A 23,359-nucleotide genomic window follows, 5' to 3' on the forward strand; every position below is an offset into this window, starting at 1 on the left:
TATAATAATTTTAGGTTTATATCTGTGTGATAAATAATTAAATTATTATGACGTTTTTTAGTTTCCCGGTTTTTATATCAAGAAATACAAGCTTGTATTTTCCGGCAACTAAAGGTAACCGGATTTTCTGTCAGTAAGACGATACTTTTAATATTTATTCGAAATAGAATAACGATGGTAATGCCTTTAAGGGGATGCTTTTTTGCCCATGAACCAGCAGCTTAAGTTCAATAAACCTGATAGAACGGAAAGCCCGGAGCGAAGTATGAGTGAGGACTTAGAGGGATAGCAGGGCAGGAGGCCGCCATAAGAACAGAAACCGATCATTTTCAGAAAACGAAACACGTCTAAATAGATCTCTCCGTTCCGCTATGCTACAGTCGAGATGACGATATTTATTATAGGTTTTGGGAAAATAAGAGAATAAAAAAACCTTCCAGTTTTCACTGAAAGGTTTTTTATGTGCTTTTAGCCTTAGTCTTTCAACTTTAAGCTTAAATTATGCTTGCTCTGCCAACACTTTAGTTACTAAATCAGCAGCTTCTTTTAAAGCAATTGCCGAGTAAACCTGAAGACCAGACTCGTCGATTAATTTTTTAGCCTCTTCTGCATTTGTACCTTGTAAACGACAGATAATTGGCACAGGGATATTACCGATTTCTTTATATGCATCGATAACACCTTGAGCAACACGGTCGCAACGTACAATACCACCAAAAATATTGATTAGGATAGCTTTAACGTTAGGATCTTTCAAAATGATGTTGAAAGCCGCTTTAACGGTTTGTGCATTTGCAGTTCCACCTACGTCAAGGAAGTTAGCAGGCTCACCACCAGCTAATTTAATGATATCCATGGTAGCCATAGCCAAACCAGCACCATTAACCATACAACCTACGTTACCATCAAGGTTAACGAAGTTTAGGTTACTTGCACTTGCTTCAACTTCCATTGGATCTTCTTCCGTAACATCGCGCATTGCTGCGTAATCAGGGTGACGGAATAAGCCGTTCTCATCCAGATTTACTTTAGCATCAACTGCAATTACTTTATCATCAGAAGTTTTTAATACCGGGTTGATTTCGAACATTGAAGAATCGGTAGCTTCGTAAGCTTTGTATAAAGCAGAAACGAATTTTACCATTTCTTTGAAAGCGTTACCGCTAACACCTAAGTTAAAGGCAATTTTACGTGCCTGGAAACCTTGTAAACCAACTTTAGGATCGATTTCTTCTTTGAAGATTAAGTGTGGTGTGTGCTCAGCAACTTCTTCAATATCCATACCACCTTCGGTACTGTACATGATGATATTGCGACCTTTAGCACGGTCTAACAATACTGAAATGTAGAATTCTTTTGTTTCAGAAGCACCTGGATAATAAACATCCTGAGCAACCAAAACCTTGTTCACTAATTTACCTTCTGGTCCGGTTTGAGGAGTTACCAATTGCATGCCGATGATATCGGTAGCACGTTGTTTTACTTCTTCAAGGTTTTTGGCCAACTTGACACCACCACCTTTACCGCGACCACCAGCGTGGATTTGCGCTTTAATTACAACCCAATCAGAATTATAATCAGTTTTCAGTTGCTTAGCAGCCTCAACAGCTTGCTCAGGAGTGTCGGCAACTATTCCTTCTTGAACGTTAACACCGAAACTTTTTAATATTTGTTTACCCTGGTATTCGTGAATATTCATCTGTTTATATTTTTGTCTTTATCTGTCAGATGGAGCCTTTTACCATTAAAATAATTAATTTAACAGTATTTGGTTCATTTGCTACAAAATTTGCCCAAAGCTACAATTTCAAAGCCTTTAAACAAATAGAATTTACCGATTTTTTCGGAAAATGAACGTTTTATGTTAATCTGAAATTTTAAGCATCTTTTTGTTGCTCCCCTTATAAAAACAGGAGCAACTTTATTGCAGGTTAGTACAAAATGAAAGGCAAAAAAAGGTTTAGCTGCCGGCAAAGGGTGTTCCGAAGATACCCACTGCCAATTCGGCCCAGATGAGGAATAAGGCGAGTAAAATGACGATTAAAATTACTGTTCTTAATGTGCCGGTTTTTAAGTTTCTGATTACAAGCTCTATGGCCAGGCCCGTGCTTAACAAGAGAATACCAGCTACCATGAAATCGGTTAAATCCCATTTTACTTCGTTAGTAAATTGCATGGCTATAAGCGGAATACTTAAAATTAAAGCCACAACACCAAGGATAATAGCAATCCTTGTTGCTGGCGAACTTAATGTTGACTGTAGATTTTTCATGATTTTAAATTTAATATAGTGTTTAATTGTTTAACTGTAGTAAAATCTTTGCTTCCCGATGCAAGGTGCATCGGGATAAACTAAATCCAACAAAAGTTAGCAAAGGCGAGAGGTTAATTGTACAGGATTTTTAAAATTTGCTTAAATGCTTACGTAATAAATAATGATGTCTTTTTGGTTGTTTACGAACCCGATGAAATGGTGTTGCCAGCCTTCGTTTTGATTTTTGTGTCCCTTCCAGATAATCTCCTTGATGTTTTTATTTGAATCTAAGAGCTCATTAAGTGTTTCGGTATGGACGAGATCGGCTTGTTCAAAATCTTTACTTTGATCAATTTCCTTGTAAAGATTGCAATAGTCTGTTTCTGAAAGTCTTATTAGTGAAACAGAATTATAACTGCCTTGAAAATCAGGATAACTTGCCGATTTGTCAATAATTTCAGCTGATTTTGGCGCCAATTTTCCTGCAACATTTTTGTATTCTTCGAAATAAAATGACTCGTTGGGATAAAATGCAATGTAGACTGAATAAAAAATCCACAGTTCCAGTATACTTAACAATGAAATTAAGACATACCTTAATTTCCGGTTTGATTTCTTTTGGCTAATAAAAGCAATGAATACTAACGGAAGTATAGCAACTATTGCGGCGATTACCAGAACAGTTAAAAATTTAATCAGAAAAAAATCCATAAGTAGTTGTTAAGGTTTCTCAAAACATTGCTGTCCAACTGCGCCTCCACCAAACTCCAGGGCAACTTTATTATTATATAAAATGTATGCACAACCATCGTTGTATACTTTTTTTAAGCTATCGGTTAGTGGTTTGTCAAATAGATTATAGAAATACATGCCCATGCCGCTTCTCTGATAACCGATTGTGAAAGGCTCCCCGGTTTCTATTGAAATACAGTTGGCGAGGTCTAACTTTTCTTTCAATGTGGTCAAAGTTTGTTTTGTCCAGCCCAATACATTCAAAAGTGAATCTGTTTTTTTATCATTTGTGCTGAGACTCCAGTTTCTGGAGTCGCTGTTTTTATCAGAAAGGTGGAAAATAAATAATGACTGATCGTTTTCAAATTCTATTGTAACCTTCTTTCCTGTAGGTATTATAGATTTTGCATATCCTTGCGCTTCATAAATTTCTTTACTTTTGATTTTATAATTTTCTATTAAATCCTTCTTACTATATGTTCGATCGAACATCGAGAAGAAAGTTAAATACCCCCAAATCAAGTAACCTATAAAGAAAATTGCTCCTGAGCCCACCACTATCAAACATAATTTTAAAATTCTGTTCATTCTGTTATTGACTTTTTAGTGTTCATTAACCCCAAAATATTTCGCTGTATTCCAATCCTGCAAATTCCAGGATAGCCAGCTTACCGTTTGATAGCGTTCTTTAAAATAACCAATGCGCTCGTCCAGTAGTTCGCCATAAAACTGTGTGGTTTTTGGTTTGGCAATTTCTTTTCGGTAAAGGTCTTTTGCTGGAATGTAATGCAGTTTTGAACGATTTTGATCCAATAAAGGCAACGTTTTATCAGATAACGATAGCAGGTAATCGGCATCTACTGCAACCTCATCGCTATGCGCCAGGTTATATTTGGCAATAAAAACATCCCAGTTTACGAGACTGAAAGCAAGCAGAAGTACAAACCAGATATTTCCGTTTACTTTAAACAGGTAAAACAAGGTTCGCTCTTTCGCAACTTTGAGGTAAACGGTGGCCAGGCCAATGATACAAAGGATAGCGAAAACCAAAACACCGATTCTCTTGTGGGTGAGACCATAAAATTCGATATAATAGCCATCACGAATGAACACGGAAATGATGAGGATAAAATTCTGCACCATCCAGGCAATAGCCAAGCTTTTTAGGGTTTTGCTTTTATGGTAAAAATTAAGGTTGCCGCGGAAGAAATATAAAATTACTGCCATGGCCAATATGATACTGAAAATTAAGGCGTTTGTGCCGTCGTGCAAGTCGGCTGAGAAATTACCTGCTGGTTTATAACCGAACCAGAGCGTAGAAATATCGATCAAGTTAACACATAAGAGCAGGAGGTTTAACGAAATAAAGGATATGAGCCCGATGATATATTCGGTTTTCAGGGCCATTTTTTTAGTGATAATCTGGCTGGTAAAAGTGTGGGCAACTTCGTACCAGATGCTTCTTGGTTTTTTGTTCCGTCTTATCCTTAATAATTTTTCGTTACAGCTGGCTTCAAGTTTTTCAATGCTTTTGTTGTAAAAAGTGATAATTAATCCGGCAGTTAAAAATACTCCGAAGCAGAAATGCATAAAACGTGGAAGACTTAAATCCCGGAAGATAAAACCGAAAATGTTATTGAAGAAATTATAAATCCCGGTGAAAGTTGTTTCCAAATAGTGCCCGAAAATTTGGTTGGCGCCACTGTATATCGCAGTGAATATGAAAATGATAAATAGCGGAAGTATGATGTACTTAATGGGCTTAAATACGGGTTTCAAATCAAATTTGCCAATCTTAAGTTCAGAGAGCCTTTTAATTAAAGTTGCCGGTACAGTAATGATCTGAAGCGCAGTAGCCAATGCCGCAATGTAAATGGTACGTACTGCCTGATAATGGGCAAAGCCCACAAAGAACAAGAGGCTTATACAATAACTTACGCTGGTTAGTACCGAATTGTTTACTACGACAAGCACTGCCGCCAGCAAGTGAGCCAAAGCATAAATTTTGAATTTGTTGCTTTTGGCTACCTCGCTGTTGAAGAGGGTAACTGCTATAATAAAAATACTATAAATCAGTTGGTTCAAAGCCAGCCACTCTTCCCAGAAGATGTAGCTAAAAAGCAATCCGCCGAGCAGGGTAGAAAGCAGTAAAAAGTTGGATTTCGTTTTCATTATGTTTAAGGTTTAAAAATTGAAATAGCTTATTAAAAAAATATAGATGATAACTAAGGGAATGTTTAACAACATGCAAATGATAGTAACCACTGAACTTCTCCAGGAAGATTGGTTGCAGATAAGTTCTATTAAGACTACTATCAGTACCAATGTATTTACGACAGCTGCGCTGAGAATATAAATGACTCCTACTACAGCTAAAAAGTCAGCATGAGATATTAGATAGGTTATTAAAATCAGTGTGCCGATAAGCGCAGAATAATAAGCCATTCGTTTGCCTACATAATTCATTTGAGGTTCTATTGTTTCTTCCATTTTTATGTTTTTAAAAGTGCTTTGAATTTCAAAGTAATTAATTAAAAAAAATTGCTTACAGCTTTTTTATCATTTTTTCGAGGGCATCTAAGTGCGCTTTAAAAGCTTGCTTGCCCAATTCGGTAATAGAGTAGGTGGTACTGGTTTTGCGACCAATAAAACCTTTGTGTACTTTAATAAACTCTGCTTGCTCCAAAGTGCTGAGGTGCGAAGCCAGGTTACCGTCAGTAAGTTCAAGCATCTGTTTTAAATCGTTAAAGCCGATCTCATCGTTCACGATCAGTACAGACATTACGCCCAGCCTGATCCTGCTATCGAAAATCTTGTTTAAATCTGCTATCGGGTTCTTCATCTTATTGGCCTCTTTCGTATTTAAAATACATTACCAATCCGTAAATAATGTGTAAAACGCCAAAACCAAATGCCCAGAAAAAGAGTCCGTAGCCAATATAAAACATGCATACTAAGCCCAAAATAACTTCGCAGTAACCCAGGTAACGGATATCGCTGTAGGTGTACTTACTGGCATTGATTAGCGATAATCCGTAAAAAATTAAACAGGTTGGCGCAATAATGCTATAGGTATTTGGATGGTTGAGGAGTAGGGCAATAATGAATAGACCACCTGCAGCCAGGGGTGTAAACAAATTAATCAGTAAAGATTTCGAAGTTTTATCCCAGATGGGCAAGTTGTTTTTCTGGCTTTTGCGGTAAGTAAATAAAATACCACCGGCCAAAGCAATCACCAAAACAAATACACCAAGCTTAATGAGGTTAAATTCGAGGTCCATTTCTCCGCTTACACCATAGCCATAACCTCGTTTATTTACAAATTTGTCAATCTCATCATGCGCAAAATAAGCACCAATTAATGCAATAACGCCGGCAAAAACGCCAGATAAACCACTCAATGAAATAAACCTCGACGATCTATCCATCATTTGCCTGATATCTTTTAATGCATTTAGCTGTTCTTCTGAGTTGCTCATTTTAAAAGTGCTTTGTTTTTCAAAGTTAAATAAGAAAATGATAATTGCAAATTTTATTTTTTTGGATGGATAGTATCAGGATGAGATAAGTTAGCCCGAGTGAGTCTTTTCGCTTTGGTCTTTGGTCTTTCAGCTTTAGCCTTTAAGCTTTTTTACTAAATTTGACACATGCTAAAAGCCACTGGAATAAAAAAGTCGTACGGAAATCTGCAGATCCTGAAGGGAGTTAATTTTGAAGTGCAAAAAGGAGAGATTGTGAGTATAATAGGGCCATCTGGTGCCGGAAAAAGTACTTTACTACATATTTTAGGAACTTTAGATAAACCTGATTCGGGCGCTGTTGAATTAAAAGGATCGGTAATCAGCGGTTTAAGTGGCGATTTATTAAGTACTTTCCGCAATAAAAACATTGGCTTTGTATTTCAGTTTCACCATTTGTTACCCGAATTCAGTGCGCTTGAAAACGTGTGTATTCCAGCTTTCATTGCCAAAACAAATAAAAAACAGGCCGAAAATAGAGCGCTGGAATTGCTTGAGCTTTTTGGACTGAAGGATAGGGCACATCACAAGCCCAATCAATTATCGGGGGCGAGCAGCAACGTGTAGCCATCGCAAGGGCACTGATTAATAACCCATCAATTGTATTGGCCGATGAACCTTCGGGTAATCTTGATTCTGAAAATGCTGCAGCCCTACACCAGTTGTTTGTTAGTTTGCGCGATAACTTTCAACAAACCTTTGTAATTGTTACGCATAATGAACATCTAGCAAAAACAAGCGACAGGGTGGTGATGATGAAAGACGGGCTAATCGTATAACCAGGATTAAAGAATTGCAAGATTTTGGGAGAAATACAAAAAACATTCTTTTATTCAAAAAATCAATCACTATCTAATTCTCTCACTCAAAATTTAATCATTAACCAATTCATTATTCAACATTGAAAATACTCATTACCGGAGGAAACAACGCAAAAGCCTTGAAGCTGATGAAGGCATTTCCGAATCATTTTGTTTTGCTTGCCGATTATGGCGAGGTGGCAGCCATTGCTACCGAAAAGTATGCTTTCACCTCTTTAGGCGTACTTAATCAAGACAGTATTGCGCACATTTTATTGAATTTTTGCATTACTGAGGGTATCGATTGCATTATTCCACTGCACCGTTACGAGGTTGAACCATTGGCTAAATCGGCTGTGCTTTTTGGCGAATATGGCATTCAGGTTTTATTGCCCGATGCTGATTCTATAGCAGCATATTTGGGACCCGAGCAAACTACATTTCAAAGTTTCGCTGTTTTTGTAGGTGGCGAATGTGTTTTTGCAAGTGGTAAGGAAATTTTTGTCAGGACTGAAGAAAAATTAAATGGCGTATTTGGTTATCAGGTAGCAGACGATGAATTAAAACTTTTTACAATATAATATGGATGTTAATCAACATATAAAAGATAAGCAGCTGGTTATTTTCGAACTCGATAATGTACTTTTTCCCGAAAAGGATTATCTGTTACAGGTTTATTACCTGTTTGCACAGTTTATTGAATATAGCGAGCAAAAGGGGGCAGGACCAATTATTGAGTTTATGCGAGCTGAATACGAAAGAGCAGGTACTACACAACTTTTCGAAAACACAGCCAAACAATTTGGCATAGACAGCAAGTACAAGTACAATTTTGATTTGTTACATCAAAATGCGCGCCTGCCTTTAAAGCTCTTGCTTTATAAAAATATGCTGTCGTTTATGCAGGAACTGGTTGTAGACCGTAAAAAAATATGTATTGTAACAGCAGGAAATGCCGAACAGCAGCTCAACAAAATAAAGCAAACCGAGTGGAATGGTTTGGAACAATACCTAACCGTTTATTTTAGTGATGAACTAAACCAGTCAAAAGCAGAAATTTTCCAGAAGATACTAAACGACAATAATTTATCGCCAAATGAAGCGTTAGTTGTTGGTGCAAATAATTTTGATGAAGAACAATCTAAATTAGTTAATTTGCCGTATATTGTGTCACTAGAAATTTACAAATAAATATGTTTAGAAAATCTTTCTCACAAAATGTATTTTTGGGCGCTTTGATTGTAGCGGTTGGCTGCACTGTTTCTTGTAAAAAAAGCAAAACAGAGCCCGATGCTGTTGTTGAATCTAACTTGTTGCAAACACCAACAAAAGATAGGTCGTTACTAACTAAAGATTCGATTTTTTTATATGCCAAGCAAACCTATTTTTGGAATGTGGGCATGCCCAATTACGATACTTTTAACCCGAGGCAATACAGCTCAAATAATGCCATAATAGCTGCATTTAAAGCGCTGCCAAGTACGGGTGGGAAAGATAAATATTCTTTTATTGATGATGGATCTGTAGCAAGCCAACTAAGCGGTGCTGGCGAAGATTATGGTTTTTCTGCTAATTTTGATGCCTCCGATCTGTTAAGGGTAACCTATGTTTATCCAGGCTCTCCGGCAGATCAGCAAGGGTTAAAGCGGGGTTACCAGCTTACGAAAGTTAACGGCGGTGGCACTTCACGATCGAGCAGTACCGATATTTCCAATTTAAATGCTTCAATATTTGGCGATAATCCGTCAATTTCATTAAGCTTTTTAAAACCAGGCGGAACTTCACAAGATGTTGTGATTAACCGCGGCAGCTACAATATCAATCCTGTTTTGTTTAGCAATACCTACACGGTTGGGGCAAAAAAGATTGGTTACATTGTATTTAATAGTTTTACTACCAATGCATCAACAGCTTTGGATGCTGCTTTTACAAAATTTACAACCGATGGGGTTACTGAGCTGGTGGTAGATTTAAGGTACAATGGCGGTGGTTCTGTAGCTACTTCCGAATTGTTTACTAATTTAATTGCACCTCCTGCCCAAAATGGTAAAATTATGTACACTACATACTGGACCAAAACCATGCAGGATGGCAACGCAACGATTTTGCAGAACCAGAAATTTTATGCCAAAGGCAACGATGGTGTAACCAGGCTGTATTCTTATTTCGATTATTCTTATAAGCCAACAATGGCGGCCGGTAATCAGGAGACTTTTGCCAAACGTGGTGCTTTAAACGGTTTAACCAGGGTTTATTTTTTGGTTACCAGAAGCACAGCCTCAGCCAGTGAGCTATTAATTAACAATTTAAAGCCGGTGTTGGATGTGAAATTGATTGGCAAAACAACATACGGCAAGCCAGTAGGTTTCTTCTCTATCCGGATTGATAAAAATGATTTGTACATCCCGCAGTTTCAAACCAAGAACCAGTTGGATCAAGGTGAATATTTTGCAGGTATGACTGTTGATAAAGATGTTGCAGATGATTTAACAAAAGATTTTGGAGACCCTTCAGAAAAAATGCTGGCACAGGCTTTATACTATTCTGCAAACAATAATTTTTCTGCTTTAGCTAAAGATAATACACTTAGCAGTACTTCTGGTGCGGTTAGACAACAAATTGATGCAGCCAACGAAAAGCTCGATCATGGGTTTAAAGGAATGGTAGAAACCAGAAAGCTGAGGTTTAAGTAATTAACTATATTTTTTGAAAGGCTGAACTGGTAAAATCCGGTTTCAGCTTTTTTTTAATTTAAATTATTACACAAAAGGAGTAAATTTTGGTTGTTTTTTTTTGAAAAAATCGATAAGCTTGTTTAACATTAATCGTTAAAGAGATACCATGTCAGTAGAAATTGTAGAAAAGGAACATATCGGCTATTTAAATATCATCAACGCAAAAGAAGATCACACCAGTGAATTAAAAACTAAGCTTGGTGAAGCACAACGGCTTGGAAACGAATTTAAATCGAAAGCTGTAATTACATTTAATACCACCATTGGTCCGAAGAGGGTAGATACTACAGTTTGGTCGGTTACAGATAACTATATTCAGCTTAAAAACAATATTCATATTCCGCTAAAAAGCTTAATTGATATTGATTTTTAAGGCTGCTATAAGGAAAATAAATCATCCCGCATTTATTTAACCTTATACATAATGAGTACACTTCATCAAATTGCCTTAACTTTTATTAAATCTATCGGGCCGGTTACGGCTAAAAATTTTTTGGGCTATTGTGGTAGTGCCGAAGCGGTATTTTCGGGATCTAAAAAACAATTGCTGCAAATTCCAGGTGTTGGTGCCAAAACAGTCGATGCTATTTTAGCTACTGATGCATTATCACGCGCCGAACAGGAGCTTGCCTTCGTACAAAAGCACGGTATAGAAGTACTTTTTTTTCGGAAGCGAATTACCCGAAACGTTTAAAGAATTGTTTCGATGCGCCCATATTACTGTATTTTAAAGGTAATGCCAATTTAAACCAGCAAAGGATTATCAGTATTGTAGGCACCAGAAATGCCACAGATTACGGTCGCAACCTCTGCAGGCAGTTATGTGAAGTGCTGGCACCTTATAATGTTTTGGTGGTGAGCGGCCTGGCTTATGGTATTGATGTGGCTGTACACAAAGAATGCATCGCCAATCAAACCACAACTGTTGGTGTGTTGGGCCATGGTTTAGACCGGCTTTACCCGCAGGTACATAAAGCCGTTTCGCAAAAGATGGTATTAAATGGAGGCCTGCTTTCCGAATTCCCTATTTTAACCAACCCCGACAGGCAAAATTTCCCACAGCGTAACCGCATTATTGCCGGCATTGCCGATGTTACAGTGGTAATAGAAGCATCAATTAAAGGAGGTGCACTAATCACTGCCGAGATTGCCAATTCTTACAATAAAGATGTGTATGCTTTCCCTGGTCGTACCAACGATGTGTACTCTGAAGGATGTAATTTCCTGATTAAAACCAACCGTGCAGGGTTAATTAACCACCCTAAAGACCTGATGTATTATTTGGGTTGGGGTAATGAGGTGCCCGAAAAGAAAACGCATGTGCAAGCCACTTTGTAGTTAGGCTTTACCACCAACGAACAAAAAGTAGTAGATGCTTTGCAAAAAGGGCAGCTCTCTATTGATGAGTTGTCCCTTGCAACCAATATTCAGCAAAGCAAATTGGCCATTGTTATTCTTACACTCGAAATGCAGGGGAATATTGTTTCTTTGCCGGGTAAAATTTATAAACTGCTTTAAATTTTCCGAAAAGGAGGTTCCTATTCTATGGTTTGGTGCTCTGTTATTCCATCTATATTATCAGATTTATTAGCGCTGATCATTGCCAAAAATCTCAAATAAAGCAGGTAAGCAGATCTGCTTTAAACAGACAATATTGTGTTTTGCCCAATAATCAATCTATAATGCCTATCATAATTATAGATTATGGAATTAAATTTTTTAAAAATTGAATTTTTAAAATTATGTTTCAAATATGTATTAGTCTGTAAAATACTTAATGCCTTTGCTTAATTTTGTAGCATGTGGTACAATAATATTTTAGAAACAATTGGCAATACGCCATTGGTAAAATTAAATACAATTACTAAGAATGTTCCGGGTACAATTCTGGCCAAAATAGAAACTACCAATCCAGGTAACTCCATTAAAGACCGTATGGCGGTTAAAATGATTGAGGAGGCTGAAAAAAGTGGTAAGCTAAAACCAGGGGCACCATTATCGAAGGAACTTCAGGAAATACAGGGATGGGCCTGGCTATGGCAGCCATTATTAAAGGTTACAAATGTATTTTTACCACAACTGATAAACAATCGAAAGAAAAGGTTGACGCTTTACGTGCTTTTGGAGCTGATGTAATTGTGTGCCCTACCAACGTAGAACCAGAAGATCCACGCTCTTACTATTCAGTTTCTTCGCGCTTGGAGCGCGAGGTTCCTAATTCATGGAAACCAAACCAGTACGATAATTTAGCCAACTCGCAGGCACATTATGAACAAACTGGTCCCGAAATATGGGAGCAGACTGAGGGTAAAATTACTCACCTGGTGGTTGGTGTTGGTACTGGTGGTACCATTTCCGGAACAGGGAAATATTTAAAAGAGAAAAATCCTGATATTCAGGTTTGGGGAATCGATACGTATGGTTCGGTTTTCAAAAAATATAAAGAAACCGGCATTTTTGATAAAGATGAAATCTATCCTTATATCACTGAGGGTATTGGCGAAGATTTTCTTCCGGCAAACGTTAATTTTGATGTAATCGATCTGTTTGAAAAGGTTACCGATAAAGATGCGGCATTAATGACCCGTGATATTGCCCGTAAAGAGGGGATTTTTGTGGGTAACTCTGCTGGTGCTGCCATTGGTGGCTTAATCCAGTTAAAAGATAAATTAAAGCCCGAAGATGTGGTGGTGGTAATTTTCCACGATCATGGAAGCCGCTACATGGGTAAAATGTATAACGAAGACTGGTTGCGCGAGCGCGGGTTTTTACAAGATGAAAAACTTACGGCTAAATCGATTCTGGCCAAGAAAGAAAGCACAGAAATTGTAACCTTAGATGCTCAAAAATCGGTGTTAGAGGCAATCAATACCATTAAATCGATGAACATTTCACAAATTCCGGTTACCCAACAGGGAATGATTGTGGGTAAAATTGCTGAAAGCGATATTTTATCTGCCCTGCTTGAAAATCCGGGATTAAAATCTGCTCCTATTGCTGAAATTATGACTGCTACTTTTCCTTTTGTTGATCTGAATACTTCGATCGATAAAATTTCGTCGTTAATTAATAAAGAAAATTCTGCAGTATTGGTTGAGGATGAATCTGGTAAAATTGAGATTATCACGCAATATGATATTATAAATGCCATTTCTGGATAGAACGGTTTCTGTCTGTGGAGACACAGACCGATAAATTGATCGTCATTGCGAGGTACGAAGCAATCCTAATGCATTAGCTTTCGAATACCGTTCGTTGTAAGATTGCCTGCCTGCAGCAGGCAGGCTTCGTGCGTCGCAATGACGAAAATCAACAAAAAACGCCCAGCTAATTTTTACCTGGGCGTTTTTATTAGCACTATTATCGGCTTTGGGTTTTACCTTTTACCCTCTACCTTTAAACCTTCAACCTTAATGGCTAGGTGCATCTGCATTTACACGCTTAATCTGCGCGCCTAAGGCACGTAAACGGGTATCGATATCCTGATAACCGCGTTCAATTTGCTCGATGTTATAAATAGTTGATTTTCCTTCTGCAGATAAAGCTGCAATTAATAAGGAAACTCCTGCTCTGATATCAGGAGAAGTCATGCTGATACCGCGAAGTTTGTATTTCTTATCAATACCGTTAACCGTTGCACGGTGCGGATCGCAAAGGATGATTTGTGCGCCCATATCAATCAGTTTATCAACAAAGAATAAACGGCTTTCGAACATTTTCTGGTGAATTAGCACGTTTCCTTTAGCTTGTGTGGCTACAACCAAAACGATACTCAATAAATCAGGGGTAAAACCTGGCCAGGGTGAATCGGCAATGGTTAAAATAGAACCATCGATAAAGGTGTCAATTTCGTAGTGCTTTTGCGAAGGAACATAAATATCATCGCCACGACGCTCTAATTTAATACCCAGTTTTTTGAAAACTTCAGGAATTACACCAAGCTCATCGTAACATACATTTTTAATGGTGATTTCTGATTCAGTCATTGCCGCCATACCGATAAACGAACCAATTTCGATCATATCAGGTAGCATTCTGTGCTCAGTTCCGCCTAATACTTCAACACCTTCAATGGTAAGCAGGTTAGAGCCAATGCCCGAAATTTTTGCGCCCATGCGGTTAAGCATTTTGCAAAGTTGCTGCAAATAAGGTTCGCAGGCTGCATTGTAAATGGTGGTAGTACCTTTAGCTAAAACAGCTGCCATTACAATGTTTGCTGTTCCGGTTACTGATGCTTCATCTAACAGTATGTAGGCACCTTGTAAGTTGGTGGCATCAACATTAAAGAAAGATTTTTTGCTGTCGTAAACAAATTTGGCACCTAATTTTTCAAAACCGATAAAGTGTGTATCCAACCTTCTGCGACCAATTTTATCGCCACCTGGTTTCGGGATTGCTGCTTTACCAAAACGGGCCAATAGCGGGCCAACAATCATAATCGAACCACGTAAACCACCACCTTTAGCTTTAAAAGTTTCCGATTCGAAAAAGTTTAAATCTATGTTTTTGGCCTCAAAAGTATAGGTATCCTTATCAATACGCTCTACTGTAACACCTAAATCGCCCAGTAGCTCAATCAGTTTGTTTACATCTTTAATGTCGGGTATATTGCTAATGGTTACCTTTTTTTCGGTAAGTAACACCGCCGATAAAATCTGTAAAGCCTCGTTCTTGGCTCCCTGGGGGGTAATTTCGCCTTTTAATTTAATTCCGCCTGTTATTTCAAATGCGTTCATATATGTTTCTTCTTTAACTAAATTCATGTGTCATACCGAATAAATTCAATAGCTGATTTGGAGATACTGAAACCAGCAAGACAATGTGCTTTTAATATTTAGGTTTGTTGTTATTTCGTTGACGGTTGTTGTTATTGTTGTTTTGGCGATTTTTGCCATTGTTATTATTGTTGTTGCTTCTGCCGCGGTTATTGTTGTTGTTATTATTTTGTCGCGGATTTTGAGCCCTGAACTCTACTTTGGCCAGATTTACGCCTTCTTCAAGCTCAAGCAAACCACCAGAAAGGTATCTTAGGTCTTTAATAATGGTATCGTCGCTTACATTATCCTTGTTCCAGGTAACGTAAGCCATTTTCATAAAATTGGCAATGCTCTGAACCATGGCTTTTTTAATCTCAGGGTTATCCTCTCGCATGGCTTTTTCAATTAAATTTTCAACGGTTTTACCATAATGTTTGTAGGTAATGCGTTGTTGCGGGTAGGCCAGGGGCTCTGGTTTAATATAGGCATTCTCGATCAAAGGCTTTGGATAAGGACTATCTACATCAATTTGATAACCAGAAATAATGTGCAGGTGATCCCAAAGTTTATGCTTAAAATCGGCAACATCACGTAAATGCGGTTGCAAGAATCCCATCAGGTCGATAACCGCCTGGGCATATTTATTACGTTCTTCAATGGTTGGTAATTCGCAGATATACTTTACCATATTTTGTACGTTACGGCCATATTCCGATAAAATTAAATGGCTACGTGTAGTATTATAATCAAAACTCATGTATAGATAAATTAATGGATAAATATTCCGGCGATACGAATTATGAAATAACCAGAAGAGTTTAGGTTATGAATTCACCGAAATGTCTATTGCCGGACTTTCGTTTTTATATACTCAAAGGTAATAAAATTATTTTAATATGCTCAATTGTGTCGACTGAAGTCAAGAGTTATAAATCAAAATAATTTTCCGTGTTAATCTGTGAATCCGTGGCTAAGTATTGCCTAAATTTCATCGGTATTTTTAGGGTAATCGAAAAAGATTAATTCCCCCGTTCCGCGGCTTACCAGTTCCCACGAATCAAAGGGGAAAGTAATAAATACCAGACCTGCTGTTGGAATATTGTAGATATCGGCATTGCAGAGTTCGTTCGCAAAATCGGTAAAGCCCGGATTATGCCCAAACATCAGCACTTTATCGGCTGCATCATCCAATGCATTAACCACTTTAAGCAAGGCAGTTGTATTGGCTTCATAAATAGCTGCTTCGAATTGGATTTGGTCAAAACCATAAGCTTCGGCGAAGTATTTGGCGGTTGATTTTGCCCTTTTTGCAGGACTGCTCACCAATAAATCGGGTCTAAAACCTTTGTTTACCAGGCGTTCGGCCATTTCTGGCGCATTTTCTTTTCCACGTTTGTTTAAAGGCCGGTCGAAATCTTTTAAGTCTAAATTTCCCCAATCCGATTTTCCATGACGGACCAATAGTAATTGCTTAGCCATTGAGTTTCTCCTTAATTTTATTTACAATTGTTTCAGGTTCGATTAAATCTATACAGTTTTCAACACCGCAAAGGCAGGGTTTGTTTCCGTAAATGGAATTTGGTCTGGCCGGGTGATCGATCTGAATACAATCGCTTTCCGATTGCCCATAGCCAAGGAAGCCAGCATAAGGATGCGTTGGTCCCCAAATAGAAACAACGGGCACACCAACCAATGAAGCCATGTGCATACCAGACGAATCCATGCTTACCATTAAATCGAGGTTCGAAATAATGGCCAGTTCTTCGGTAAGGTTGTAGTTGCCAATTAAATTATGGGTATTGGCGTGTTTTTTTGCCCATTCTCCGGCAACTGCCTGCTCGGTTTTACCCCCGCCAAAAATAAAAAGCTGATAACCCAGATTGCTCAGAGAGGCTACTAATTTTTCCATTTTAGCCAAATCGTAAACTTTATAAATATGCTGTGCAAAAGGAGAGATGCCGATTTTTTTTGTACCATGATCGGCAAATAATTCTTTTGCTTTTTCGGGTAAGTCTTGTACTGATCTGTTAATCTGATGACTGAGCTTAAGTTCAAAACCCAACTCCCGAAAAACATCGGCATAACGCTCTACTGTTTTTCTTAATGGCTTAAAAATTTTGTTTGTAGTGCGGGTTAATGCTTTTTTCTCATCTCTTCCTTTGTCAATGCGCTTAATTGTAGTGCCGGCTAAACGAAAGAAGGTGGAAATTACCCGGCTTCTTAAATTATCGTGTAAATCGGCTATTGCAGCAGGTTTATAGCTGCGAAGTTCCTGAAAAAGCTTGTAAAGGCCGCCAATTCCTTTGTGAATGGTTTTGGGTTCAATCGCATGAAAAATGAGATTAGGAATACCCGCAAAAAATGGCTTGAACGCTAGTCTGCTCACCATGATCAGCTCAGTGCCTGGATTTTGTGTTACAAATTCGTGTAACACCGAGGCCACCATGGCTACATCGCCCATAGCCGAAAAACGTAAAACGATAATTTTTTGGGTTGCGGCCATAGTTTTTATTCGTTGTCCGTCATTGCGAGGCACGAAGCAATCTTAATGCTATGGGTTTTGAATAGCAAATGTTGTAGGATTGCTTCGTGCCTCGCAATGACGATTCAGAGGAATTATGCTTTATTATACAACACCGGGTTTAAACTTGGGTCGTTGTACATTTTCATTTGCTTATAAACTTTCATGTATTTTTTACCAGCCTCAATATCAGCCAATAATTCATCTATACTGGTTGATAAATCTTCACGTTGCGATAACAAAACATTAAGCTTGGTTTGGCATTGGGCGCGGTGCTCGGCCGATGCGCTTTCACGTTCAGCTTCTTCCTGCATGTGATAAATTTTTAGTGCCAGAATAGAAAGCCTGTCAATTGCCCATGCTGGACTTTCTGTATTGATTTTTGCATCAGGCAGAGCCGAAACACCCTGATAAAGATTTAAGAAATAACCATCTATAAACTCTACCATATCAGTACGCACCTGGTTTTGCGCATCAATGCGTCTTTTCCAGCTTAAACCTTCTACAGGATCAATGTTTGGATTGCGCACTACATCTTCCATGTGCCATTGTGCGGTATCGATCCAGTTTTTAACGTAAAAAAGATGTTCTAAACTTTCGGCATCGTATGGGTTTTCAACCGGTTGGTCAATATTGTCAAACTTGTGGTAGTCTGTAATTACTTCATTAAATATGCGGTTGGCAATTTCACTTATCATGGGGCAAAGATATTAAAAGATTCCTTACGGGATGATTACACAGATTATAAGATTACACAGATTTTTCCTGACGGGTTGAAACAACATCAATCAGACCCTGTTTTTCCATTAACCATTCTTATTTTCAAAATACGCTGTAATCTCTTCCAAAGAAAAAGCATTTAAACATTTATCGGCACTTAAACCGCCTTTGCGTGCAACCAGAATACCATAGTGCATATCATGGAAACCTTCGGTGCGGTGTGCATCTGGATTTACCGATAATAAAACGCCTTTTTCGAGCGCATAACGGTGCCAGCGCCAGTCTAAATCTAAACGTAAAGGGTTAGCATTGATTTCGATAACCACTTTGTTGGCCGCACAGGCATCGATAATTTTTTTATAATCAATCGGATATCCGGCCCTGCTCAGTAGTAACCGGCCTGTTGGGTGACCTAAAATAGTGGTATAAGGGTTTTCGATTGCTTTTAACAAGCGGGCGGTTGCCTTGGCTTCGTCCATGCGTAAATTGCTGTGTACTGAGGCCACAACAAAATCGAAAGTTTTTAAAATTTCATCCGGATAATCTAAAGAACCATCGCTCAGGATATCGCTCTCAATACCTTTAAAAATTTTAAAGGGAGCCAGTTTTTTATTCAGTTCATCAATTTCCTGGTGCTGCGCAAAAACACGCTGTTCGTTTAAGCCCTTTGCATAAACGGCAGTTTTAGAGTGGTCACAAATACCCAGATACTGCAGGTTCAGGTTATCTTTACAATAAACCGCCATTTGCTCCAGTGTATGTACGCCATCGCTCCAGGTAGAGTGGTTGTGCAAGCTGCCTTTCAAATCTTTGTGCTGAATTAATGTTGGAAGCTGATTGGCTTTAGCCAGCTCAATTTCGTCGAAATCTTCGCGCAGTTCGGGTACAATAAAAGCTAAACCTGCCTTACTATAAATTTCTTCCTCATTGGCAAACGGCCCTTCGCCAGCTAATTTTAAAACTTTATCTACATGCTCGGTATTTCCGGTTAATTTAATCCATTGTAAATAGAAAACTGATTTTTCAACCACGTGGATTTTTATTCTGAAACCTGCCTCAGTAGTGCAAACGAAAGCATTTTCAGCTTCGGTTAGCGTGAGTGGTTCAAAAGCTGGCAGGTTGAGTTTAACTGCCTCCAGATCATGTGCACCAATTACAATTTCAAGTTCATCAATAATTTCGCAGGCGCGGCGGTACTGACCAGCAAAGCCTAGAAGCGAATCTTTATCTGTTTTCCCCAACCATTCTGATAGTTGCGTAAACAGGGTTTGGGCGAAACCCTCAACCTGGGCATATAAAAACCTTCCATTGGCTGCCAGTTTAAACTCGATGGCATTTTTAATTTCTTCCTGGGTTTTTAAACCAAAACCTTTAGCTTCAATTAAGCGGTTTTCGTTGCAGGCGTAATACAATTCACCAATGGTTTCAATACCCAGGTCGCGCCAAATGATGAGGATCTTTTTCGGACCAATGCCTTTAATCCCCAGCATTTCTACCACACCATCTGGTGTTTGCTGTACAATTTCATTCAGCTCCTGCAGTTCGCCGGTTTCGAGCAATTCGATTATTTTGGAAGCCAGTCCTTTACCAATCCCGTCAATTTTATCAATTTCTGCAATGGGCCTATCTTTTAAGGCAAAGGGTAGTTTATCTACCTTGAAGTAAGCATTTGCTATAGATTTGATCTTGAAAGGATTCTCTTCATGCAGTTCCATTAACTGCGACAAAAGGCGTAAAGTACGGGCGATGGTTTTATTTTCCATAAGCTGTAAAATTAGAAAATAATGCCTCAAATTACGATCAAGCCGCGCTAATTTTATAAACACAATTTAGCCCGGGTGTTGTTTAATAGGGATGAAATTGATAAAAATGGCCCTTTTGGCCCTAAGTATAAGTGTAGTAGGCTGCCAATCGTCCAACCGTAAACAGGCAGTTCAGAACGATTCGCTTACCCATGTTTCTACAGTGGTAGGGCAAATTACAGATGAACGGTTTTTGGTTGTGGCTGGCCGCTCGGTTGGCGAAATTGCCATTGGCGCCGATATGGAACAGGTTGGCCAAAAACTAGGTAAGGCCGATGCTGGTGATGCAGCCATGGGTAAAGCCTGGGGAATTTGGTACGGAAACGATTCGACCGGGAGGCAAAGAAATGAAATTGCCGTTTACTCATCTTACCGCGATACCAGCATGCGTGTAAAAGACGTGAAACAAATCAGAGTTACTTCTGATAAATTTAAAATCGTCGATAGTTTTTCGCTGGGTACCACACTAACTGCCTTTCAATCAAAATTTCCGGATTTAAAGCAGGTAAGCCGCTACGTGAATGCACAAAAAGATACCGTATTGGTTTACGATTCGAAAAAAAGAGGAATCAGTTTCGAGTTTTTAAAAGGCAAAAGTATAGCCTTAACTGTTCATCCAGAAAATGTTGCTGTTAATGCAACTTATCTTACTTTGCATCCCGAATGGAAAATAGTGGAATAAGGGTAGTATGTATAATGGAAGATGGAGGACAGTTGATGTGGAATGGGGGATAGTGGATAGATCATAGTTGATAACCATTTTGCCATGAGCTATCAACCATGTACCTTTTTTAAAACCTTAGCCCATCATCCGTTTTACATTCCCCATCTCACATCATTATTTTATCACTGCTTCAAATGGCATCCTGGCCTGGATACCAGAGCTTGCGATTACCTTTTTCATTTGCTGATAAAGGTAATAGTTTTCACCAAGTTCTTGTTTGGTATAGTAAGTTTTAACCTTATCGGTACCTTCATCCATTAACGATTTCCACGGATCGATAACCTCAGGGTATTCTACAACCTTATAATCTTTAAGCTTTGCTTTTTTGGCAGCAGCTTTAATGGCATCGTTAAAACTGCCAATTCTATCGGCCAAACCAATTTGAACGGCATCGGTTCCAATCCAAACATGACCACCGCCAATGCTATCGATATAAGCCTTACTTTTCTTACGGCCATCGGCAACCCGACTCACAAAACCGCTGTAAATCCTGTTCAGCTCATTTTGGATAATAAAGCGTTCTCCGGCGGTCATTGGTCTGTTAGTAGCCATAATATCGGCATATTTACCGGTTTTAACGCCATCAAAAGTAATTCCCAGCTTGTTAGTCATTAAGTTTTGGAAATTCGGAATAATGCCAAACACACCAATAGAACCAGTAATGGTATTGGGCTGTACAAAGATACTATCGGCAGCACAACCAATGTAATAACCACCTGATGCGGCTACATCGCCAAACGACGCAATAACTGGTTTTTCTTTTTTAGTGAGCACAATTTCTCTCCAAATCACATCAGAAGCTAATGCGCTACCTCCCGGTGAGTTTACACGTATTACAACAGCTTTAATGTCATCATCTAAGCGTGCTTTTCTAATGGCCCTCGAAATACGTTCAGATCCAATCTGGTTATCAGAACCCTCGCCGCCATTAATTTCGCCATTGGCATAAATTACAGCCACTTTATCTTTGCCTGTACCTGTATCGGTATTGTTTTTAGCATAATCGTTAATGGTAACCGTGCGGATGTTTTCGCCACGTGTACGTCCCGATAAGCCCTTTAATTCCTCTAAAATCTGATCTTTATATTTTAAAGCGTCGACCATTTTAAAATTAACAGCATCCTGAGGTTGTTGTACCTTATAATTATCGGCAATGCTATAAAGGCTATCTTTCGGGATGTTTCTGCTTTGCGCAATATCTGTTAAAAAAGTATTGTACAAGCCACCCACATAAGCAGTAACCTGCTTGCGGTTGTAGTCGCTCATTTTATCCAAAATAAACGGCTCTACCGCACTTTTATAATTTCCTACACGGATTACCTGCATTTCTACCCCAACTTTTTCTAGAGTTCCCTTAAAGAAAGTGAGTTCTGAGCTAAAGCCTTTAAATTCTAAAGCACCTTCGGGGTTTAAATATACCTTATCTGCCACCGAAGCAAGGTAATAAGCACCCTGTGTATATACTTCGCTGTAGGCAATAATCTTTTTATGCGATTTTTTGAAATCGATCAGTGCATTTCTTACCTCACGCAGGGTAGCAAAACCAGCATTCGGGCTGCTTACATTCAGGTAAATACATTTAATGTTATCGTCGGTTTTAGCCCTTTGTACCGATTTAAGGAAATCGTTTAAACCAATGCCGTCTTTTTCTTCGCCACCCACAATAGGCAAATTGCCGAAAGGATTTTTAGGAGTACGTTCAGTAATGGCCTGATCTAAATTTAAGAACAGTACCGAATTGTTGGATACAATAACGGTTTTATCGTTATCGATTGATGAAATTACGCCCACAACAATTACGAAGCAGATAATAAATATAATTACCATCGATAAGAAAAAGCCCAACATAGAGGCAAATAAATACTTAAAGAATTCTCTCATTTAAATGTTTTAGTTTTGTGCTGTAAAGATATAAAAATACATGATGCTTAATAAGGCTTTAGAGTGCAGCACGGCTTATTTGTTACTGGGTGGAAATTTGGGAAACCGGGAGGCAAATTTACAGCTTGCAGTTGCACTTTTGAACGAAAAGGTGGGAGAGGTTGTATCAGTTTCTGCTTTGTACGAAACGGCTGCCTGGGGCAAAACAGACCAACCTGCTTTTTTAAATCAGGCTGTGGCATTACGAACCAGTTTAACCGCTTTAGAGGTTTTAACACAGGCATTGGCCATTGAACAGGATTTAGGGCGAGTAAGAAAAGATAAATGGGGCGAACGCCTGATTGATATCGATTTGATCCTTTTCGGCGATGAAATTATCGATATTCCCGATAAACTCCAGGTACCACACCCGCATATGCAAAACCGGAGATTTGTAATGGAACCACTGGCCGAAATTGCGCCGGGAGTAATACATCCGGTACTCAGACAAACCATGTTAAGTATCAGTCAAAACATTCACGACCCACTGACCGTTAAAAAATTATAACTCAAATTGCTAAGCAGACATAGGAACGAGTTTTAGATTTTTCGTATGTAATAAATATGGTAGGCGATGACGCGGAAGTATTAATAGCCGTTTTTGAAACTTTTTTAACACAACTGCCAGTTTATCTTGAAGAATTGGATCAAGCTTTAGTGTATGAGGATTGGGATAAAGTGGCCCGATATGCACATAAAATTAAGCCTGTTTTTACTTATATAGGTTGCAACGATGTTAGAGATTTGGTGCAGGGTATAGAGCAAAAAGCTCAAAATAGAACCACGTTAGCCAGTATACAAACCGATATAACAACTTTAAAAGCGCGTAGTGCTACTATTAATAGGACTAATTGAAGCAGAAATAGATAGGCTGAG

The 23,359-nt window shown here is 38.6% G+C and carries 25 protein-coding genes and 2 pseudogenes; 12 read left to right on the forward strand and 15 right to left on the reverse strand.

All coding sequences use genetic code 11. From position 1 onward, the window contains the following. Positions 1–499: 499 nt before the first annotated feature. The 8 genes from sucC to G7074_RS18975 all read right to left on the reverse strand — a co-directional run bounded on the left by sucC (position 500) and on the right by G7074_RS18975 (position 6,465). Positions 500–1,699 carry an ADP-forming succinate--CoA ligase subunit beta gene (gene sucC, locus G7074_RS18940; RefSeq protein ID WP_124559604.1) on the reverse strand — a complete coding sequence of 400 codons (1,200 nt, stop codon included), beginning with the start codon at positions 1,697–1,699 and terminating at the stop codon, positions 500–502. A gap of 261 nt (positions 1,700–1,960) precedes the next feature. Continuing rightward, entirely contained in the window at positions 1,961–2,272 is a 312-nt protein-coding gene (locus tag G7074_RS18945) for a hypothetical protein (protein ID WP_124559605.1), read from the reverse strand. Positions 2,273–2,413: 141 nt separating this feature from the next. Continuing rightward, positions 2,414–2,965, reverse strand: a complete 552-nt coding sequence (locus tag G7074_RS18950) for a hypothetical protein (protein ID WP_166210551.1) — start codon at positions 2,963–2,965, stop codon at positions 2,414–2,416. Positions 2,966–2,974: 9 nt separating this feature from the next. Beyond that, positions 2,975–3,574, reverse strand: coding sequence for a hypothetical protein (locus tag G7074_RS18955; RefSeq protein WP_166210554.1), 600 nt, complete (start codon positions 3,572–3,574; stop codon positions 2,975–2,977). A 15-nt stretch (positions 3,575–3,589) separates the two neighbouring features. Next, positions 3,590–5,158, reverse strand: a complete 1,569-nt coding sequence (locus tag G7074_RS18960) for a DUF4173 domain-containing protein (protein ID WP_124559608.1) — start codon at positions 5,156–5,158, stop codon at positions 3,590–3,592. A gap of 12 nt (positions 5,159–5,170) precedes the next feature. After that, entirely contained in the window at positions 5,171–5,476 is a 306-nt protein-coding gene (locus G7074_RS18965; protein ID WP_124559609.1) for a hypothetical protein, read from the reverse strand. Between the two features lie 55 nt (positions 5,477–5,531). Further along, entirely contained in the window at positions 5,532–5,828 is a 297-nt protein-coding gene (locus G7074_RS18970; protein ID WP_124559610.1) for a transcriptional regulator, read from the reverse strand. Position 5,829: 1 nt separating this feature from the next. Beyond that, on the reverse strand, positions 5,830–6,465 hold the full coding sequence (locus G7074_RS18975) for a hypothetical protein (protein ID WP_124559611.1): 636 nt from the start codon (positions 6,463–6,465) through the stop codon (positions 5,830–5,832). Between the two features lie 168 nt (positions 6,466–6,633). Between G7074_RS18975 and G7074_RS18980 the strand changes: the two are divergent. The 9 genes and pseudogenes from G7074_RS18980 to G7074_RS19010 all read left to right on the forward strand — a co-directional run bounded on the left by G7074_RS18980 (position 6,634) and on the right by G7074_RS19010 (position 13,200). Next, positions 6,634–7,283, forward strand: a pseudogene (locus tag G7074_RS18980) (ABC transporter ATP-binding protein). Between the two features lie 122 nt (positions 7,284–7,405). Further along, positions 7,406–7,885 carry a hypothetical protein gene (locus G7074_RS18985; protein WP_124559613.1) on the forward strand — a complete coding sequence of 160 codons (480 nt, stop codon included), beginning with the start codon at positions 7,406–7,408 and terminating at the stop codon, positions 7,883–7,885. 1 nt (position 7,886) lies between these two features. After that, on the forward strand, positions 7,887–8,495 hold the full coding sequence (locus tag G7074_RS18990) for an HAD family hydrolase (protein ID WP_124559614.1): 609 nt from the start codon (positions 7,887–7,889) through the stop codon (positions 8,493–8,495). Between the two features lie 2 nt (positions 8,496–8,497). Beyond that, the gene (locus G7074_RS18995) at positions 8,498–9,997 is read left to right on the forward strand and encodes a S41 family peptidase (RefSeq protein WP_166210557.1); all 1,500 of its coding nucleotides are present in this window, start codon (positions 8,498–8,500) and stop codon (positions 9,995–9,997) included. A 148-nt stretch (positions 9,998–10,145) separates the two neighbouring features. After that, positions 10,146–10,412: a hypothetical protein gene (locus G7074_RS19000; RefSeq protein ID WP_124559616.1), complete on the forward strand. Its 267-nt coding sequence runs from the start codon at positions 10,146–10,148 to the stop codon at positions 10,410–10,412. A gap of 51 nt (positions 10,413–10,463) precedes the next feature. After that, positions 10,464–10,733 carry a helix-hairpin-helix domain-containing protein gene (locus G7074_RS27995; RefSeq protein ID WP_317125526.1) on the forward strand — a complete coding sequence of 90 codons (270 nt, stop codon included), beginning with the start codon at positions 10,464–10,466 and terminating at the stop codon, positions 10,731–10,733. Continuing rightward, positions 10,646–11,377 carry a DNA-processing protein DprA gene (dprA, locus tag G7074_RS19005; RefSeq protein WP_370526653.1) on the forward strand — a complete coding sequence of 244 codons (732 nt, stop codon included), beginning with the start codon at positions 10,646–10,648 and terminating at the stop codon, positions 11,375–11,377. The genes G7074_RS27995 and dprA overlap by 88 nt, the downstream gene beginning before the upstream one ends. 69 nt (positions 11,378–11,446) lie before the next feature. Beyond that, positions 11,447–11,557 (forward strand): hypothetical protein, encoded by a 111-nt coding sequence (locus G7074_RS28000; RefSeq protein ID WP_317125529.1) that lies wholly within the window; start codon positions 11,447–11,449, stop codon positions 11,555–11,557. A 282-nt stretch (positions 11,558–11,839) separates the two neighbouring features. Then, a pseudogene (locus G7074_RS19010) lies at positions 11,840–13,200 on the forward strand (pyridoxal-phosphate dependent enzyme). 249 nt (positions 13,201–13,449) lie between these two features. Here G7074_RS19010 and murA read toward each other — a convergent pair. The 6 genes from murA to G7074_RS19040 all read right to left on the reverse strand — a co-directional run bounded on the left by murA (position 13,450) and on the right by G7074_RS19040 (position 19,800). Further along, positions 13,450–14,775, reverse strand: a complete 1,326-nt coding sequence (gene murA / locus G7074_RS19015; RefSeq protein ID WP_124559745.1) for a UDP-N-acetylglucosamine 1-carboxyvinyltransferase — start codon at positions 14,773–14,775, stop codon at positions 13,450–13,452. Between the two features lie 91 nt (positions 14,776–14,866). Continuing rightward, a complete protein-coding gene (locus G7074_RS19020) occupies positions 14,867–15,553 on the reverse strand; it encodes a DUF4290 domain-containing protein (protein ID WP_124559618.1) in 687 nt (228 codons plus the stop codon). Between the two features lie 224 nt (positions 15,554–15,777). Further along, entirely contained in the window at positions 15,778–16,275 is a 498-nt protein-coding gene (locus G7074_RS19025; protein WP_166210560.1) for a histidine phosphatase family protein, read from the reverse strand. Beyond that, positions 16,268–17,299, reverse strand: a complete 1,032-nt coding sequence (locus G7074_RS19030) for a glycosyltransferase family 9 protein (protein WP_124559620.1) — start codon at positions 17,297–17,299, stop codon at positions 16,268–16,270. Before G7074_RS19030 ends, G7074_RS19025 begins: the two co-directional genes overlap by 8 nt. A 113-nt stretch (positions 17,300–17,412) precedes the next feature. Continuing rightward, positions 17,413–18,015: a DUF4254 domain-containing protein gene (locus G7074_RS19035; protein ID WP_124559621.1), complete on the reverse strand. Its 603-nt coding sequence runs from the start codon at positions 18,013–18,015 to the stop codon at positions 17,413–17,415. A gap of 108 nt (positions 18,016–18,123) precedes the next feature. Beyond that, complete coding sequence (locus G7074_RS19040; protein ID WP_166210563.1) at positions 18,124–19,800, reverse strand: DNA polymerase/3'-5' exonuclease PolX; 1,677 nt, start codon at positions 19,798–19,800, stop codon at positions 18,124–18,126. Between the two features lie 91 nt (positions 19,801–19,891). Between G7074_RS19040 and G7074_RS19045 the strand changes: the two genes are divergently transcribed. Next, complete coding sequence (locus G7074_RS19045; protein WP_166210566.1) at positions 19,892–20,521, forward strand: hypothetical protein; 630 nt, start codon at positions 19,892–19,894, stop codon at positions 20,519–20,521. A gap of 156 nt (positions 20,522–20,677) precedes the next feature. Here G7074_RS19045 and sppA read toward each other — a convergent pair whose 3' ends face one another. Next, the gene (gene sppA / locus G7074_RS19050; RefSeq protein ID WP_124559624.1) at positions 20,678–22,444 is read right to left on the reverse strand and encodes a signal peptide peptidase SppA; all 1,767 of its coding nucleotides are present in this window, start codon (positions 22,442–22,444) and stop codon (positions 20,678–20,680) included. A 40-nt stretch (positions 22,445–22,484) separates the two neighbouring features. On the opposite strand from sppA, the gene folK reads away from it, so the two are divergent. Both folK and G7074_RS19060 read left to right on the forward strand, forming a co-directional pair. Continuing rightward, positions 22,485–22,991, forward strand: a complete 507-nt coding sequence (folK, locus tag G7074_RS19055; protein ID WP_124559625.1) for a 2-amino-4-hydroxy-6-hydroxymethyldihydropteridine diphosphokinase — start codon at positions 22,485–22,487, stop codon at positions 22,989–22,991. A 56-nt stretch (positions 22,992–23,047) separates the two neighbouring features. Continuing rightward, complete coding sequence (locus G7074_RS19060) at positions 23,048–23,338, forward strand: Hpt domain-containing protein (protein WP_124559626.1); 291 nt, start codon at positions 23,048–23,050, stop codon at positions 23,336–23,338. The last annotated feature ends 21 nt before the right edge of the window (positions 23,339–23,359 follow it).

This window comes from Pedobacter sp. HDW13, from assembly GCF_011303555.1.
In the GTDB taxonomy this organism is placed as follows: domain Bacteria; phylum Bacteroidota; class Bacteroidia; order Sphingobacteriales; family Sphingobacteriaceae; genus Pedobacter.